The organism is Flavobacterium piscisymbiosum (assembly GCF_020905295.1).
Taxonomy (GTDB): Bacteria; Bacteroidota; Bacteroidia; order Flavobacteriales; family Flavobacteriaceae; genus Flavobacterium; species Flavobacterium piscisymbiosum.
The window spans coordinates 1,685,147-1,701,808 of sequence record NZ_JAJJMM010000001.1; the positions used below are offsets into that span (position 1 = coordinate 1,685,147).

The following is a 16,662-nucleotide window of genomic DNA, read 5'->3' on the forward strand; positions in this document are numbered from 1 at the left end:
AAGTTCTGTCTAATTTAAGAATTTTATAAATTGATTATTACAAGTCAAGTTTCAAACCAAAATTATATCGGGCCTGATAGTACTCTGCTTGTTTGGTATGCGCCTCAACTCCTTGATAGTAGCGTAAAGGCTGGTTAGTTAAATTGTTGGCTTCGGCAAAAAGACGAAGTTTTGGTGTAATCTTGTAAGAAGCATTAGCATCTAAGAAAAATTGTTTGTCGTAGTAACTGTCTTTATAAGATTCTGAACCCAATTCATCTAAATAATCTGAAGTGAAATTGGTCGAAACTCTGGCAGAAAAACGTTTGTTTTCCCAAGATAAAGATCCATTAAACATATGTGGCGTTGTTCCCGGAAGACTTATGTTGTTTCTCTCGTTTCCGTCTTCGTCAGCAATTCCTTTTGCTTTAGATTTTGTGTAAGTGTAATTCAAATAGATACCAAATCCTTTAAGGAATTTCCCCGGAAGGAAATCTAACTGACGTTGAAAAGCAACTTCGAAACCATAAACGTCAACTGTATCTCCGTTTCTTGATTGTAAAAATGACCAGTTTTCTCCTGCCGGAATTGGGTTGGTTTGGTTAGGAAAATCAGCAGCAAATTTCGCGGCATCGTATTGATTGTCGCTATAATTGTAAATGAAATTATCTAATTTTTTGTAGAAAACTCCTCCAGAAATTAAACCAACAGATTTGAAATAATTCTCGGCCATGAAATCATAGTTGTAAGAGTAAGTGGCCTCAAGATCAGGATTTCCTGCAGTGATTTCTTTATCAGCAGCAATATTGTTTACATAAGGAGCTAATGCATAATAGTTAGGTCTTGCCAAAGCGGTTGTAACAGCGGCTCTTAAAACTAAATCTTTTGTAGCATTATATTGCAAAGAGATACTTGGTAATAAATTAGTATAAGAGTTTTTTGTGTTGATTTGGCTTTCTAATTCTTCTTCATCTAAAACGCGGTTTCCGGTGTAATCAATATGAGTGTTTTCGACTCTGAAACCTAAAACCATAGATAGCTTATCGTTAAAATCCTGATCCCATCTTACATAGGCAGCATAAATACTTTCTTTTGCATTATAATTAACCGCTAAATATTCTGCAGGATCTGATGTTTTATCAAATAGCGTTGAATTGTTTAAATCTAAACTTCCTAAAAAGCTTGCAGAAGCGAAAGCTCCGGGAACATATTTGCTACCAGGATTAAAGTTTTTTCCATCATAATAACTGTTTGGAACTTCAGATAATAATTCGATTCCGTCGTTGATTGGCTCGTAAGAATAGAACATATTATTTCTTTCTTTTTCTTTCAATCGAAGTCTAAGTCCTGTTCTTAATCTTCCTTTTTCAGATGGAATAATGCTGAAAGGAAAACGAATATTAACTTTTGCGCCAAATTCGCTTTCGCTCGTTTCATCTGTGTTTTCTGTAACGGAGTCAAATTTGAATTCATCTGTAGATTCTCCAACAGTTGTCATTAGCGGAAATCTGATATCAGATAAATCTTCCATCATTTCAAGACCTTTCTGACGGTATTCGATGTAACGTTCCTGTGGACGATATTCTCTTGCTTTTGCATAATTCGCTGACCAGTCTAAATCTAATTTAGAGTTGATTAAATGTTCTCCTCGAATAGAATAATTCTGAACACGTTGATCTTCTAATCTTCTGTTTTTATTACGATCATTATCAACTCCACCTTTTGTCTGACGTTTTACACGACCTTCAAAACCTGTAATTTGTTCACCATTATAAATAGGTTCGATATCATCATAAGTAGTTCTAAAACGGTTTTCTCTGTCGTCTCTCCAGTTATAAATGGCATTGGCAAAAATGGTATTATTTTCGTCAAATTTATAATCTAAAGCTACAGATCCGCTACGGCGAATACGCTGTACATCATATTTTCTAATTTCTGAAGCTTGCAGATATTCATTCCCGAATTCATCTTTTACCCATTCGTTTTCGATATTATCAGAACCGTAGTTTACGTTATTATACGATCCGCTAAAAACTGCTCCCAATTTATTATCTAAAAAACGATTTCCGTACACTAATCCAGCTGTATAAGTAGCGTGCTCACGAATTGGCATATAACCACCCGCAACCGTTGCAGAGATTCTTTCGCCATTTGGAGTCGCTCTGGTTACTAAATTTACAGAACCTCCAATTGCATCAGCATCCATGTCTGAAGTCAGTGTTTTGTTTACTTCGATAGTCGAAATCATATCAGACGGAATTAAATCCATTTGAACGTTTCTGTTGTCTCCTTCTGCAGATGGAATTCGGTCACCATTTAAAGTTACCGAGTTCAAAGACGGAGCCAAACCTCTAATAATAATGTTACGCGCTTCACCCTGATCATTTTGCATAGTGATACCCGGAACACGTTTTAAAGCGTCTCCAACGTTAGCATCCGGAAAACGACCCATTTGATCAGATGAAATGATGTTTCCGATATTTTTACTGTTTTTTTGCTGGTTCAACGCTTTGGCCTGACCTTTCAGGATGTCTCCAACAACCACTTCGTTCAATTCAGTTCCTGAAGTTTTAAGAGCAAAATCGATCACGTTATTCTTGCCTTGTTCTACAGTGATTTCCTGTGTAATGGCGGTATATCCTATATATTTTACTTCTACTTTATACGTTCCAACATTGATGTTTAATAATTCAAAACGACCGTTGTAATCTGAAACCGTGTATTTGTTTTCACCAACAATTTGAATCATGGCTCCCGGTAAAGGAAGCTTGTCATCAATATCTAAAATTTTTCCTGAAATTATGGCTTTTTGGGCATAACCCGAAAAGGCTAATAGCATGAATGTTACTACTAAATAAATTTTTTTCATTGTGTTTAGTTTGATTTTCTGCGAATCTAGAACCTTAATGTTACTAAAGACGTTCGAAAAAATTAACATAGTGTTATGATTCCTTCCCAAGATTAGAAATAGATTAATGTTAAAATAACATTTAATAAAAAAGGAATTTTTATAAGCACAACATAAAACAAATCAACTATTTAACACAGAATTAAATTTTTGGCGCTAAATTTGCCTTATCACACGAGCCTGAAGGGCGAACTGACGAAGTAATCATCAATCAAAAATCATCAATCATGTTAAAACAATTTTTTATCCTGTGTTCAGGAGCTGATCGTGACCTGCTCGAAGGTTGCTCAGAAGGCGAACAAACCAAATATGTTGGTATTGGCGCCACCGTTTTCTTTACCGCCGTTATGGCTTTTTTAGCCAGTGCTTATGCGCTTTTTACTGTTTTCGACTCTATTTATCCGGCGATAGCTTTTGGGTTTGTCTGGAGTTTACTGATTTTTAATCTGGACCGATTTATTGTTTCTACGATTAAAAAAAGAGATCGTTTTTTTGATGAATTTCTACAAGCAACACCCAGAATAATGTTGGCGGTTATTATTGCTATCGTAATTTCGAAACCTTTGGAGATTAAAATTTTCGAAAAAGAAATTAATACTGTTTTATTGAAAGAAAAAAACGAAATGGAATTGGCCAACAAAAAACAAGTTGGTAATTATTTCAAATCAGATTTAGATAAAAATAAGGCTGAGATTGCGGCTTTAAAAACAGATATTGTGAATAAAGAGAAAGAAGTAAATGCACTTTATTCTACTTATATCACAGAGGCTGAAGGAACTACCGGAACTAAAAAACTCGGGAAAGGTCCAGTTTATAAAGAGAAGAGAGAAAAACACGATGCGGCATTAAAAGAATTTGAAACCCTAAAAGCGACAAATGAAGCTAAAATTGCCGACAAAGAAAAAACAGGCAAACAATTGCAAGCTGATTTAGATAAAAAAGTATCGCAAACACAGCCCATCATTGAAGGTTTTGACGGACTAATGGCGCGTATTAATGCCTTGGATAAATTGCCATGGCTGCCGTCATTCTTTATTATGCTGTTATTTTTGGCGATCGAAACCTCTCCAATTATTGCAAAGCTTTTAGCTCCAAAAGGCGAATTCGATTTCAAGCAAGAAGAAGCCGAAACTGCCATGAAAGCAACTTTGACACAAAACAAATATCAACGTGATTTATTGGTAAAAACCAGCGCCCAAATGCATGATAAAGTTTATGCTGATATCGCCGAAGATAAAAGCCTGTACGATTTACAGCGTAAAAATGCAACGGAGTTATTAGAACTGCAATCACATAGTTTTGTAGAAAAACAGAAAGCAACTTTGTAAAGGGCTTAACCGCAAGGAGCGCAAAGGAATGCGCAAAGTTCGCAAGTTTATATAAAAGAAAAACCATCAGCTATGAAACTGATGGTTTTTTTCTTTGCGAACCTTGCGTAAAATCCTTGCGCTCCTTGCGGTTAAGGAAGATTTTTACATATAGCTCAATATTTCTTTTTTGTAAGCATCATATTCACCTTGCATGATTAAACCGTTATCAAGTAATTTTTTATAATTCTGTAATTTATCAAAAAGTTCTTCTTTAGATAAATCACTTAATTTACGATCTCCTGTTGCAGGTTGTGCGGGCTGAATTGGCTCATAAGTTTCTGTATAAGATGGAGTAGTAGCCGGCATGATTTCAGCATAATTGGTTACTTCTTCTGTTTCAACTTCTTCAACTTCTTCGACTTCATCTTCAAGATCATCTTCTTCCTCAATAACTTGTGCAGTTTCTACGATTTGCGTTTCGGCAACAATAGGATTTTTTATTAGATCTAATTGTTCTTTAGCGTAAGTGTAAATTTTTCTCGCCTGAATTTTCGGAATGTAATCAATCGAAATTGATAAATCAGTATTGGTATTAAATGAAAATTCTGAACCTAAAATGTTTTCTTTTACAAAAGCACCCGCAACATTATCCCAAGTATAATCTGTAAAATCCATTGAAAGACCTAAATTTTTAGGCTGACAAATAATGATTCGTTTGTTTGTTAATACAATACTATCAGGAAAAACAGTAATTGCCGGTTTTTTTTGAACGGCAATATATCCAATTTCTTCACCTTTCATCAATAAATCATGGAGTTTTGAAGTGATTTTTTCAATCGCTTTTGGATCTTGTTCTTCGTTCAGAAATTTTTTAAATTGTTCTTTCATATTTTTATAAGTTGCTAAGTTATCTAGTAACTAAGTTGCTAAGTTTTTTTCTTACGATGCAAATGTAATGCCTAATTTTCTAATTCAATAATTTCATTCTGAATTTTCTTTGTCAAACTTTTGAAAACCAATTCATACGAATGATCGATTAATTCTTTGACCAAATTGTTGGATAAATTTCCGTTTAAAGCAATCGTATTCCAGTGTACTTTGCTCATATGGAAACCTGGTTTTATCTCGTCATATTCTGCTCTCAGTTCCTGTGCACGTTCAGGATCACATTTTAAATTTACCGAAGGTTCGTTTTTCTCCCACTGAGAAAGTGAGGATAAAGCAAACATTTTTCCGCCCACTTTAAACACTAAAGTATCTTCATCAAAAGGAAAATGTTCGCTGACACCTTTTTTCGAAAGACAATATTCGTAATACGTTTCCAGATTCATATTATTTCTTATTTACCAATTTCACCTAAATGCGTGTATTTAAAACCCTTTTCATATTTTAACCCGTAACCAAAAATCCGATCCATTGCAGAATGTGAAAATAAAATAATTCCGGCTAACTGAATCGTTTCAATACCTAAATAATATCCTAAAGCATAAATTAAAAGCGCAATTCCTTTATGATGGAATATGTTGTAAAAAAACGCACCGCTTTTGTTGCCAAAAAGATAACCCAACATAGATAAATCCGGAGCTAAAATCAATACTAAAAACCACCACCATTCAAAATTTAAACGGTTGAATAAAAAGATTCCGAGGATAAATAAAGCCGCTTCTTCGAGTTTGATTATTGTTTTCATAGTTTTTTTTCCATCATTTTTTCAGGATGTTTCAATTCTGTAAAACCAAATTTACGATATAAAAAGTGTGCATCGGTTGTCGCTAATCTCCAAATTTGAATGTTTTTAAGAATGGGTTCGTTCATCATATTTTCGATTAAAATAGACGAATATCCTTTTCCACGATGTTCTTCACTAATAAACACATCCATTACATAACCAAAAACGACGTAATCTGTAATGACTCTCGCAAAACCAATTTGTTTATCGTTCAGATAAATTCCAAAACAAACCGAAGCATCAATTGTTGTCTGCACTTCTTCGATCGTTCGACCTGCAGCCCAGTAAATATCTTTGAGAAAATTTTGTATGAACGGAACGTCAAGTTTAGTTTTATCTGTTGAAACGGTAATCATAATTAATTTTAGATTTTAGAGTTCAGATTTCAGATTTTTTTGCAGATGTAGAAATCTAAAATCTACATTCTAAAATTTTAAATAATAAAGGTTTGCTCGGACTTGCGTCATTTTCAAACGAAGCGATTTGAAGATTTAGGATGTAATTTCCATCTTCAATTTCGTCCGGAACGTAAATCATTTCAGTGATTGTTGCATTCAATCTGGCATCAGTATTTAGGTTTAAAGTATCTTTTACATTCCAAAATGCTTTGTGTGCCAATAATTTTCCTTCGTCATGCTCTTTGTCAACACTTGGCAGATCGATCAGTAAATGCTGAATTTCGCTTTCGCGGATGAAAACCGCTGCTTCCTCAGACAAATAAGGCGGATTGGTATTCGAGTATTTTCGTGACTTTTTTTCTTTTTTGTTTGGAAGTGTTCTGATAATAATAGCTTCTGTCTTGCTGAGCGGAGTCGAAGCATTTGTCCCATTCAGCGAAGTCGAAATGTGATCTTTCGTAATCACCAAATCATCTCCAACTTTTTCAGGCTCAACCGTTATCAGCTTGGCAAAAAAGAAAAACTGTTTCAACGTTTGATTAATACTGTAAAAATCATTCGTAATATGTCCTAAACATTCCGTATGCGTTCCGTGCCCATGCGGATTGAAGAAAATATTGTTGAAATTCGTCGATGATTTTCCTTCAGAAACTTTCCCAATCCAATCTCCAAAAACTACAGGTTCGATAACCGGTTTTTCAATATACCACGCAATCGGATTTTCGTCTGTATTCGTTAACGGAATCGAGATATCAATGGGTTTTGATAAGTCTATTTCGAAGTTGTTGATTTTTGCTAACATATTATTTAACCGCAAGGTTCGCTAAGGTTTACGCAAAGGGCGCAAAGTTTTTTTTAAAGATTGTTTACAATTCTTCTAATGCCGTTTTTTATTAGAGCTACATTAAAATTTATTAATAAGCCTAATTTGCAATTTGTTAATTTTAAATAAGTTAATAGTTGAGCGAAATGGATTTCATTTAAAGCGTCAACCGATTTTATTTCCAAAATTAATTTATTTTCAATTATAATATCTAATCTATAACCAATATCTAATTTTATTTCTTCGTAAATTAAAGGGAGCGGTTTTTGCTTTTCAATTGCTAAACCGGATTTTTTTAATTCGTAAAAAAGGCATTCTTCATAAGCACTTTCTAAAAGTCCAGGACCTAAAGTTTGATGAACTTTTAAGGCGCAATCAAAAACAATTCGTGATAATTCATTTTCTGACATGAGTATTAATTTTAAGAATTAAAAACTCAAGTGTAGTATTTAAAATATTATATAAATTTATTCCTACAAAAAAATAAATAGCGTTCTTTGCGTAAACCTTAGCGAACCTTGCGGTTAAGCTCTCATTCCAAATTTAGATAAAATAAATCTGAGGCAATTCCATCCGTTAAAAATTTTCCTTTTGCGGTTGGTTTTAGAATGTTGTTTTCTATCGAAAGTAAATCGTCGTTTAAGAATTTCTGGCTTTGTTTTTTGAGATAATCAAGATATTCCAAACCAAATTCAGTTTCAATTCGTTCTAATGAAACTCCCCAAATGGTTCGTAATCCTGTCATAATATATTCATTATAACGATCAGAAATAGTAAGGGTTTCAGTTTCTAATGGAAGTTCATCGTTCTGAATTGATTTTAAGTAAAGAGAATTATTGGCAATATTCCAGCCTCTTTTTTCGCCATCATAGCTATGTGCTGAAGGACCAATTCCGATATATTTTTTACCCAACCAATACGCCGAATTGTTTTTAGAGAAATAACCTTCTTTCCCAAAATTCGATAATTCATAATGAATGAAACCATTTTTTTGAAGCGTTTCCACCAAAATCATAAAGTGATTTGAAGCGACTTCGTCTTGTGGTTCAGCAATTTTTCCGGTATCGATTAGTTTTCTTAAAGCTGTTTTGGGTTCAACGGTCAAAGCATAACTCGAAATATGAGGAATACCAAAGGACAATGCCGTTTCAATATTTTTCTTCCACATTTCATCTGTTAATCCTGGAATTCCGTAAATTAAATCGAGTGAAATATTATCAAAGTATTTGGTCGCTTCTGTCAAGCAATTTATGGCTTCCGCCGAATTATGAGCTCGATTCATCAGCTGCAAATCTTCTTCATAAAAAGACTGAATCCCTATGCTTAAACGATTAATTTGGCTTTTGGATAATTCGAAAATTCGTTCTGTAGACAAATCATCCGGATTTGCTTCGAGCGTTATTTCAGGATTTTCAACCACTTTATAATTTTTATAAACTTCAGCAATTAAAAAGTTTATTTCGTTATTTGATAATACCGAAGGAGTTCCACCGCCAAAATATATAGTTTCTACAATTTCAGTTGAAAACTCATTTTTACGCATGACAATTTCTTTGGCTAAAGCCAAAACCATATCGTCTTTCTTTTTCATCGAAGTCGAAAAATGAAAGTCGCAATAATGGCAAGCCTGCTTGCAAAAAGGAATATGAATGTAGATACCGCTCATTTTATAGTGTTCAGTGTTCAGGTTTTTAGTGTTCAGTTATTAGAAAAGTATTCAGTGTTCAGCCTTTTAGTTTTCAGTTTTTGAATTGTCAAAATATTGAATACTAAAAAACAGAATACTGCTTACTCCTTTTTGACTCCAAATTTTTCAGGATTTAAAAGCATGTAATTAATTAGTTTTCCTATTTCAGTACTTTCGGCTAGAAGTTCTTGATATGAATCATTAGAAATGTATTTACAAGCAAAAGCAAATTCTAACCAAACTTGTGTTTCAGAATTTTCTCCATCAGAATCAGTTAACTTGCTATAAAAGTGTTTAGGATAGATTCTTTTTCGGTAAGCTTCAGCAATAGTTACGGGTACACTTCGTGAAGAGCGCCTCATTTGATCCGTTAGTGAATAGATTTCTTCTTTAGGAAATGATTTTGTAATATCAAATATTTTCATTGCTAAGGAAAAAGATTTTTTATAAGCGAACAAATCGTGGAATGTCATTATGTATTATTTTAAAAACTGATCACTTTTTAGATAATCTATAAACTGATCACTAAAAAACTGATTACTGAACACTATTTTCTAACTTTATCTTCGTTTTGTTTTACAAAAGCATCCCAGCCTGTATAACTTTTTCCGGCAACTATTTTGCCTGAATTAAAGAAATGACAAACTGCAGCTGCCAAACCATCTGTTGAATCCAGATTTTTTGGTAATTCTTTTAAGCCTAAAAGTTGTTGGAGCATTTTAGCTACTTGCTCTTTACTGGCATTTCCGTTTCCGGTAATGGCCATTTTTATTTTTTTAGGTTCGTACTCGGTAATAGGAATATCTCTCGAAAGTCCTGCTGCCATTGCCACGCCTTGAGCACGTCCCAATTTTAGCATCGATTGTACGTTTTTACCAAAGAAAGGAGCTTCAATAGCAATTTCGTCAGGATGGTGTGTTTCGATTAATTCGATGGTACGCTCAAAAATGATTTTTAGTTTTTGGTAATGATTGTCGTATTTGGAAAGTTGCAATTCGTTCAATTGCAAAAACTCCATTTTTTTATTGATGACCTTAATCAATCCAAAACCCATAATCGTCGTTCCGGGGTCGATGCCTAATATGATGCGTTCTTTTGTCAAGTGTTTTTTGTTTCAGGTTTCAAGTTTCAAGTTTCAGGTTGAAGCTTATCGGCTTAAATATCCCTTTGTTAATGTTACATTTTGTTCTTTATTCAGTACTTCTATTGATGGACAAAGACTGTTGTATATGTTCCAAAATTTACTTTCAAAATCATCTTCCGGGTTTAATATTTTTCCTTTTTCAGAATTACCATCATTATCTAAAATGCTACCATGACTTTCATAATAGGATGTCAGGAGATTTCCATTATCTGCCAAAACCCATCTACAAGTAGCTATCCAGGGATCTACGAAAAAATAATAAACAGTTGTATTCAGTTTTTTTGAAAGAAATAAAGTCATTTGTTTTGTTTCTTCAAAATCCCAGACATTCCAGATTAGATAACTCCATTTATTAACTTCATTAAATAGAATAAATGGTTTTGTGGTGTTTTTTGAATTTTCATCTGATAAAAAATCCCAGTCAAATTGTTTGCCAAGTTCTTTAACTTCAGTATTTGATGAGTTTAGCACCTCCAATATGGAGTTTTGTGATGCATTTTCTATACAAAAATGATGATTTATTAGTGAGCTAATTACGGCACGCTCTTTATTTACTGAATCTGACATTTCATTTTCTAATTTTAAAATTGCCACATTTTCAAATTGATTACTTTTGCGACATGATTTCAATTCCTCACAAAGCTAAGCAATTCCTTGTTCTTCTGATCAAACTTTTGATTGTAGGTGGCGCATTTTACTTTATTTATAATCAGTTGGCGAACAATGACAAACTCGACTGGCAAAAGTTTATTACGCTGTTCCGTAAAAATCAATCGGTTTTAGGGATTGCGTTTATTTTGCTTTTGAGTGTTTTGAATCGTTATTTCGAGATTTTGAAATGGCAGAATCTTGCCAAAGTCATTCACGAAATTTCGTTAGGAGAAGCTACAAAACAAGTTCTGGCGGCACTAACGGCAGGAATTTTTACACCAAATGGAGTAGGAGAGTACGCAGGAAAAGCATTATTCTATCCGAAATCTGAAGCAAAAAATGTGATTTTCCTGAACTTGATTTGCAACGGAATCCAAATGGTTTTAACTGTTATTTTTGGGCTTTTTGGGTTGATGTATTTCAATGCAAAATATGAGGTCATTACAACTCAAACGGTTGCAATTTTGTTTGGAGGTTTTGTATTGCTTTTGATTGTTTTGTTTTCACTAAAGAAAATAAAAATCAAAGGATATTCGATCGAGAAATTAGTGCATAAGATCAATGAAATTCCAAAACCAATTCATCGTAAAAATATTCTTTTAGGCGTTTTGCGTTATTTGGTTTTCTCCCATCAATATTACTTTTTGTTTTTGGCTTTTGATGTCGATTTGCCTTATTTTACACTTATTTCTACCATTGCTGTCGTTTACTTTTTAGCTTCATCATTACCTACTTTTCAGTTTTTGGATTTTGCGGTAAAAGGAAGTGTTGCCATTTTTTTCTTCGAAAAATTGGGCGTAAACGAATGGATTGTAGTTTTTATAAGCACCTTGATGTGGTTTCTTAATGTAGTTTTGCCAGTTGTAATTGGAGCCTATTATGTGTTGAATTTTAAAACGAAACCTGTAGAATGATTTTGGTTTTATTTTCCATATTAAGTATTTATGTAATTACGATCGCATTCCTTATTTATGGTTTTAGCAAAGTAAAAAACTATCAAAAAATAGATCTAAAACCGCAAACGAGCTTTACAATTATAGTTCCGTTCAGGAATGAAGCAGAGAATTTACCGAATCTTTTATCGAGTTTTTCAAAACTTAATTACCCAAATGATTTGTTTGAAGTGATTTTGGTTGATGATAATTCTTTCGAAAAATTCCAAATTTTAAATTCCAAATTTCAAGTTATCATTATCGATAATATTCGTACTTCGAATTCGCCTAAAAAAGATGCTATTGCTACAGCAATGCAACATGTAAAAACCAATTGGGTCATTACTACAGATGCTGATTGTTTGGTGCCTGAAAATTGGCTTTTGACATTTGATAATTATATTCAGCAACATGATGTTTCAATGCTTGCGGGCGCGGTTACGTACCAATGTGAGAATTCGTTTCTGGATCATTTTCAGCAATTGGATCTAACAAGTTTGCAAGGCGCAACAATAGGAAGTTTTGGACTTGGCAAAGCTTTTATGTGCAATGGAGCCAATTTTGCTTACACGAAATCTTTGTTCGGAAAACTAAGCGGATTTGACGGAAATAATAAAATTGCCAGTGGCGATGATGTTTTTTTATTGCAAAAAGCAGCCAATTTATTTCCGGATAAAGTTCATTATCTAAAAGCAGAAGAAGCAATCGTAACTACAAAACCAACAGAAAACTGGAAATCTTTATTTTATCAAAGAGTGCGTTGGGCGGCGAAAACAAGTTCGTACCAAAGTAATTTCGGAAAAATTTTAGGAATCATTGTTTTCTTTGGAAATCTGGGTTTTGTAATTGTGTTTTTGTTTTGTGTTTTTGCGATTTGGCCTTATCCACTTTTTGTATTGTTCGCTTTTTCTAAGTTTGTAATCGACTATATTCTACTTTATAAAACGAATCAGTTCCTGAGTAAAAGCAGCATAAAAAGCTTAGTCTTGAGTAGTTTATTTTATCCTTTTTTTAGCACGACTGTAGCTTTGTATAGCTTGTTTGGAACTTATGAATGGAAGGGAAGAAGATTTGGGAAATAAATTCCAAAACTATGGGATTATTTAGGGAAGCTAAAATGGCACACGGATGACACAGATTTGCTTCGCAAAAACGCGGATTTATGCGGATTTTTTTCTTGTGTTTTTTTCTATTTTCAATCTTGTCAATCCTGAGGTACGAAGGATCGCACAAGAAACTCCGTAAAGTAATTCCGCAATCTTTGTCGAGCTTCTTGTGCGATCCTTCCTGCGTCAAGGATGACAAGATTGTGAGAATTTATTATGAAAACTATTGCCTAGCCCTGATGGGAGGAAAAATCCTTTTTTGTTCGCCGTAGCGGACACAAAAGATTGGAAGGAACAGCAGGAAACAGCTCCTAAAAATTACGATGAGAAACTAGATTTAAATGAACTTATATCACTTATATGGTAAATTATTCTTTACCTTTTTCTTTAAGAATAACAGGCAAAATAAATTGAGTTTTTACCGGAAGTCCGCGTTTTAAGGCGGGATTTATTTTTGGGAAATCGACTAAACGGGCGTGTAGAATACTATCGATTTTGATCGTGTCATAAGCAACCGAATCTTTAGGAAATTGCGGTTCGAATTTCATTGTCGAGTTAGGGAAAACCGTTACTTTTACCTGAATGGTATCGAGTTCCGGATATAGTATAGAAAGTGTATCGATATCTAGTTTTTGCTGAATAAGCTGTGCCATTACATCAAAAAAGCATTGTTGGCGTTGTTTTTTGTCGGCAATTTTTTCGCAATTTGCTACCGATGGATATTCGTCGACTTCTTTCCAGTTGATAGATTTTAATTCTTTTTGAAGTAACTCTTTTTCAGACGGAACCTGCTTGTCAATATATTGACAAGAATTGAAAGATAAGAGAACTAAAAAAAGGAAAAACTGCTTCAAGATTTTAATGTTGAATTGAATAAATTGATTATGGTATAAAAATACGATTATTTTTTTTGAGAAGCTTTGTATTGCAGATAATCTTCATAGCTTTCTGATAACCATTTTTCTTTGTTTTGCGCTGCAACTTCTTTTTGGTCAGGATATAAAGAAGCTAAGCGATCAGAAAATGTAGCAATTTGAACCGTGTAATTGTAAAAATCTTTTCTGGTTAAAACAACATTTGGATCATTTTTACGATTAAAGTATTCAAAGAAAAGTGTATCAAATTCTTTCATAGAAAAATTGAGAACTTTTTTCTTATTACTTTTATAAATGCTATCCTGAATTAATTGATCGTCGACAGACAGTTTTTTAACTTGCGCATAAGTGGTATCATTGATTAAAATAATCAAAGAAATAAAAAATACGATTTGTAAAAGTCTGCGCATTTACTGGCTTTACTGAAAAGTTTGTAAGTGCAAAATTACAAAAAAATATATGGATTTACTATTGTTGTTGCTAGGTTTTATATGCATGATCGTCGGTATTTTTGGTAGTTTCCTGCCTGTCTTGCCCGGTTTATCCAGTTGTTGGGTGGGGCTTTTATTGCTATACATGACAAAAGCAGTCGAGAATAATTATTGGATCCTCGGTATTACGCTTGTAATCACGATAATAATTACGGTGCTGGATTATGTCATTCCGGCAAAAGGAACCAAAAAATTTGGAGGAAGTTCATACGGAATTTGGGGAACTAATATTGGTTTAATCGTTGGGATTTTTGCTCCTATACCGTTTGGAGTTATTATTGGTCCTTTTGTGGGGGCTTTTGTTGGTGAAATAATTTATGATTCTAAAAATCACAAAAGGGCACTAAAAGCTGCAACGGGATCTTTACTTGGTTTTTTGGCTTCGAGTTTTATCAATTTTATGTTTTGTATTATTTTTCTAGGCATATTTTTGAGTGTAACATGGGAATATCGAAACCTTTTGTTTTAATTATGTAACATTTATTAAGCTTTTTTCTTATTTTTTGGTTTTTTAGTGCATATTTACAAAAAAATAATTTCACTTTGATTTGATAACTAAAGGGTTATGTTTACTGACACGAGCAGTTTTTTTTGTTTAACAACTGTTAATTGATCGCTCGTGTATTTAACTTATTTTTTGGAAATGTTAAAATATTTTATATTTTTATCCTGATAAACGATAAAAAGCCTCACTTTATCGGTTATTTTGAATAGATTTAAATAACATTTTAAACCATTTAAGTATGACTCCAAACCTACAAATTGAACTTAGACGTTTTATTTCTTCTAATGTTGTTTCAAAGTTAAACAAGTTTTATTTTGAAAATGATGCACTTTTAATAAAGGGAATTGATGTTTCGATAGGTACAGTTTTAATGGGTTTGTACAATAGGGCCGAGGAATCGGATTTTTGTCAGGGAGTCGTCTCGCAAATACAGGAAGATTCAACCTTTTATCAGGAAGTCGATTTTGCATCAGGACGCATTTTATCAGTAGATGATTGTTATCGCTTAGAAGGAAACGATTTACTGAAAGAAATTTTCAACAATAAAAAAGGAAGAATTTCTGAAATGATTTCTAACGAAGTTGGTATCAAAAGCGAAACAGCCAGAGAGATTCTAAACTTTTCAGCCTTATTAGTTGCTTCATATCTTAAAAACAATCTTCAATTGTTAGACAGTCTAAAATTACTTCTGGACGATCAAAAAAGAGATATCTTAAACAGTATTCCTCCCGGAATCAAAATTATCCTTGGTTTCTCCTGTTACGAATCAGTCGAAGAAAAAAACCAATCCATCGGAAGATCTATTTTCACCCTTTTCGGACATAACTTTTTCAGTTTCTAGAATAAAAAAATCCCATCTTACAAAGTAAAACAGGATTTATATTCAAATCAATTTTTGAAGCGTTTCTTAAACGTTTTTCAAATTGATAATTTCTTGATCTGTCAAAAAACGCCAGTTACCTCTAGGTAAATTCTTTTTGGTCAAACCAGCAAACGATACACGATCTATACGTAAAACATCATATTCAAAGTGTTCGAATATAGCGCGAACTACTTTTACATTTGATGAACGCAGTTTAAGACCCACTTCGCTTTTTGCTTCTTTCTCGATATAACTTACTTCTTCAACAAACACTCTGTGTCCGTCAAGAACCAAACCTTTGCTTATTTTTTCTAAATCCTCGAATTTTAGGTTTTTATCTAAAGAAACCTGATAAATTTTAGATGATTTCTGACTCGGTAAAGTAAATTTACGAATCATATCTGTATCATTAGTAAACAACAATAAACCCGTTGTGTTTTTGTCCATTCTGCCAATCGGAGCAATTTTTGCCGTTGTAGAACCACGAACAAGTTCCAGAACGTTACGGTATTCCTGACCTTCGTCAAGAGCAGTTGTAAAGTTTTTAGGTTTGTTCAACAAGATGTATTCTTTCTTTTCAGGAGTCAAAATAGCACCATCAAAATTAATAACATCATTCAATTTTACTAAATAACCCATTTCAGTAACCGGTACGCCATTTACTTTTACGTTCCCGGACTGAATGTATATATCAGCATCACGACGCGAACAAACACCAGAATTAGAGATGTATTTGTTCAAACGAATTTCGTCTGCAGCTTTTTGTCTTTTTGGAGCCTGATTCTGTTTTTTGATTTTTTCAGCCTTTTCTTCTTCGGCAGCCTTAACAGCAGGTTTCACTTTTTTTGGCCCTTGGGCGCGCTTCGCCATAGGAGGTTTTGGCTTGTTAGAGTTTGGTCTAGAGCTATTTGGCCTAGAACCACCTCTTTTATTATTGCCTTCCTTATTGTTCATAAATTCTGTAATTTGTGCAAAGATAGTTTATTCTTGCTAAATAATCCTAAGTTCATTGTTCTTAGATTAATAGCTATTATTTTTTAGGGTTGCAGGAGCAGTACAATTGGCTTTTTTTCAGGCATGTTGTCCCGCTTTTCATTTCAATCTTTTATTTTTTTAAAGAAAAAAAATAAAAGGATTTCCACTGCAATCGGGGCTATTTTCAGATAATTGGCTTTTTTTAGGCATTTTGAGAGGAGGGTTTTACCACAGAGATGCACAAAGTTTAAACACAGAGATACACAAAGATTTAGAAAAACTCAGTG

The 16,662-nt window shown here is 33.5% G+C and carries 19 protein-coding genes; 5 read left to right on the forward strand and 14 right to left on the reverse strand.

Features of this window, described 5'->3' with window-relative positions; genetic code table 11:
• Positions 1-37 precede the first annotated feature (37 nt).
• A complete protein-coding gene (locus LNP81_RS07560) occupies positions 38-2,848 on the reverse strand; it encodes a TonB-dependent receptor (RefSeq protein ID WP_230034695.1) in 2,811 nt (936 codons plus the stop codon).
• Between the two features lie 266 nt (positions 2,849-3,114).
• Here LNP81_RS07560 and LNP81_RS07565 point away from each other — a divergent pair, with 266 nt between their 5' ends.
• On the forward strand, positions 3,115-4,215 hold the full coding sequence (locus LNP81_RS07565; RefSeq protein ID WP_230034697.1) for a DUF4407 domain-containing protein: 1,101 nt from the start codon (positions 3,115-3,117) through the stop codon (positions 4,213-4,215).
• Between the two features lie 144 nt (positions 4,216-4,359).
• On the opposite strand, the gene LNP81_RS07570 is transcribed toward LNP81_RS07565, so the two are convergent.
• The 10 genes from LNP81_RS07570 to LNP81_RS07615 form a co-directional block, all read right to left on the reverse strand.
• Positions 4,360-5,085: a PH domain-containing protein gene (locus LNP81_RS07570; RefSeq protein ID WP_230034699.1), complete on the reverse strand. Its 726-nt coding sequence runs from the start codon at positions 5,083-5,085 to the stop codon at positions 4,360-4,362.
• Positions 5,086-5,156: 71 nt separating this feature from the next.
• A complete protein-coding gene (locus LNP81_RS07575; protein WP_230034700.1) occupies positions 5,157-5,528 on the reverse strand; it encodes an MmcQ/YjbR family DNA-binding protein in 372 nt (123 codons plus the stop codon).
• An 8-nt stretch (positions 5,529-5,536) separates the two neighbouring features.
• On the reverse strand, positions 5,537-5,887 hold the full coding sequence (locus LNP81_RS07580; RefSeq protein ID WP_230034702.1) for a DUF4260 domain-containing protein: 351 nt from the start codon (positions 5,885-5,887) through the stop codon (positions 5,537-5,539).
• On the reverse strand, positions 5,884-6,282 hold the full coding sequence (locus LNP81_RS07585; RefSeq protein ID WP_230034704.1) for a GNAT family N-acetyltransferase: 399 nt from the start codon (positions 6,280-6,282) through the stop codon (positions 5,884-5,886). Before LNP81_RS07585 ends, LNP81_RS07580 begins: the two co-directional genes overlap by 4 nt.
• 55 nt (positions 6,283-6,337) lie before the next feature.
• A complete protein-coding gene (locus LNP81_RS07590) occupies positions 6,338-7,126 on the reverse strand; it encodes a cyclase family protein (protein WP_230034706.1) in 789 nt (262 codons plus the stop codon).
• A 53-nt stretch (positions 7,127-7,179) separates the two neighbouring features.
• A complete protein-coding gene (locus LNP81_RS07595) occupies positions 7,180-7,557 on the reverse strand; it encodes a GxxExxY protein (protein ID WP_230034708.1) in 378 nt (125 codons plus the stop codon).
• A 122-nt stretch (positions 7,558-7,679) separates the two neighbouring features.
• A complete protein-coding gene (hemW, locus tag LNP81_RS07600) occupies positions 7,680-8,813 on the reverse strand; it encodes a radical SAM family heme chaperone HemW (protein ID WP_230034710.1) in 1,134 nt (377 codons plus the stop codon).
• A gap of 122 nt (positions 8,814-8,935) precedes the next feature.
• Positions 8,936-9,307: a four helix bundle protein gene (locus tag LNP81_RS07605; RefSeq protein ID WP_230034712.1), complete on the reverse strand. Its 372-nt coding sequence runs from the start codon at positions 9,305-9,307 to the stop codon at positions 8,936-8,938.
• A 74-nt stretch (positions 9,308-9,381) separates the two neighbouring features.
• Entirely contained in the window at positions 9,382-9,936 is a 555-nt protein-coding gene (ruvC, locus tag LNP81_RS07610; protein ID WP_089477758.1) for a crossover junction endodeoxyribonuclease RuvC, read from the reverse strand.
• A 45-nt stretch (positions 9,937-9,981) separates the two neighbouring features.
• The gene (locus LNP81_RS07615) at positions 9,982-10,545 is read right to left on the reverse strand and encodes a hypothetical protein (protein ID WP_230034714.1); all 564 of its coding nucleotides are present in this window, start codon (positions 10,543-10,545) and stop codon (positions 9,982-9,984) included.
• 53 nt (positions 10,546-10,598) lie between these two features.
• Here LNP81_RS07615 and LNP81_RS07620 point away from each other — a divergent pair, with 53 nt between their 5' ends.
• Positions 10,599-11,543 carry a lysylphosphatidylglycerol synthase domain-containing protein gene (locus LNP81_RS07620; RefSeq protein ID WP_230034716.1) on the forward strand — a complete coding sequence of 315 codons (945 nt, stop codon included), beginning with the start codon at positions 10,599-10,601 and terminating at the stop codon, positions 11,541-11,543.
• A complete protein-coding gene (locus tag LNP81_RS07625; RefSeq protein ID WP_230034718.1) occupies positions 11,540-12,643 on the forward strand; it encodes a glycosyltransferase family 2 protein in 1,104 nt (367 codons plus the stop codon). Before LNP81_RS07620 ends, LNP81_RS07625 begins: the two co-directional genes overlap by 4 nt.
• A gap of 392 nt (positions 12,644-13,035) precedes the next feature.
• Here LNP81_RS07625 and LNP81_RS07630 read toward each other — a convergent pair whose 3' ends face one another.
• Both LNP81_RS07630 and LNP81_RS07635 read right to left on the reverse strand, forming a co-directional pair.
• Entirely contained in the window at positions 13,036-13,521 is a 486-nt protein-coding gene (locus LNP81_RS07630) for a hypothetical protein (protein WP_230034720.1), read from the reverse strand.
• 47 nt (positions 13,522-13,568) lie between these two features.
• Complete coding sequence (locus LNP81_RS07635) at positions 13,569-13,952, reverse strand: hypothetical protein (RefSeq protein WP_230034722.1); 384 nt, start codon at positions 13,950-13,952, stop codon at positions 13,569-13,571.
• A 49-nt stretch (positions 13,953-14,001) separates the two neighbouring features.
• Between LNP81_RS07635 and LNP81_RS07640 the strand changes: the two genes are divergently transcribed.
• Positions 14,002-14,502, forward strand: a complete 501-nt coding sequence (locus LNP81_RS07640) for a DUF456 domain-containing protein (protein ID WP_230034724.1) — start codon at positions 14,002-14,004, stop codon at positions 14,500-14,502.
• A gap of 274 nt (positions 14,503-14,776) precedes the next feature.
• The gene (locus LNP81_RS07645) at positions 14,777-15,379 is read left to right on the forward strand and encodes a DUF937 domain-containing protein (protein ID WP_230034726.1); all 603 of its coding nucleotides are present in this window, start codon (positions 14,777-14,779) and stop codon (positions 15,377-15,379) included.
• A gap of 66 nt (positions 15,380-15,445) precedes the next feature.
• On the opposite strand, the gene LNP81_RS07650 is transcribed toward LNP81_RS07645, so the two are convergent.
• Positions 15,446-16,354 carry a pseudouridine synthase gene (locus LNP81_RS07650; protein ID WP_230034728.1) on the reverse strand — a complete coding sequence of 303 codons (909 nt, stop codon included), beginning with the start codon at positions 16,352-16,354 and terminating at the stop codon, positions 15,446-15,448.
• Positions 16,355-16,662: the final 308 nt, after the last annotated feature.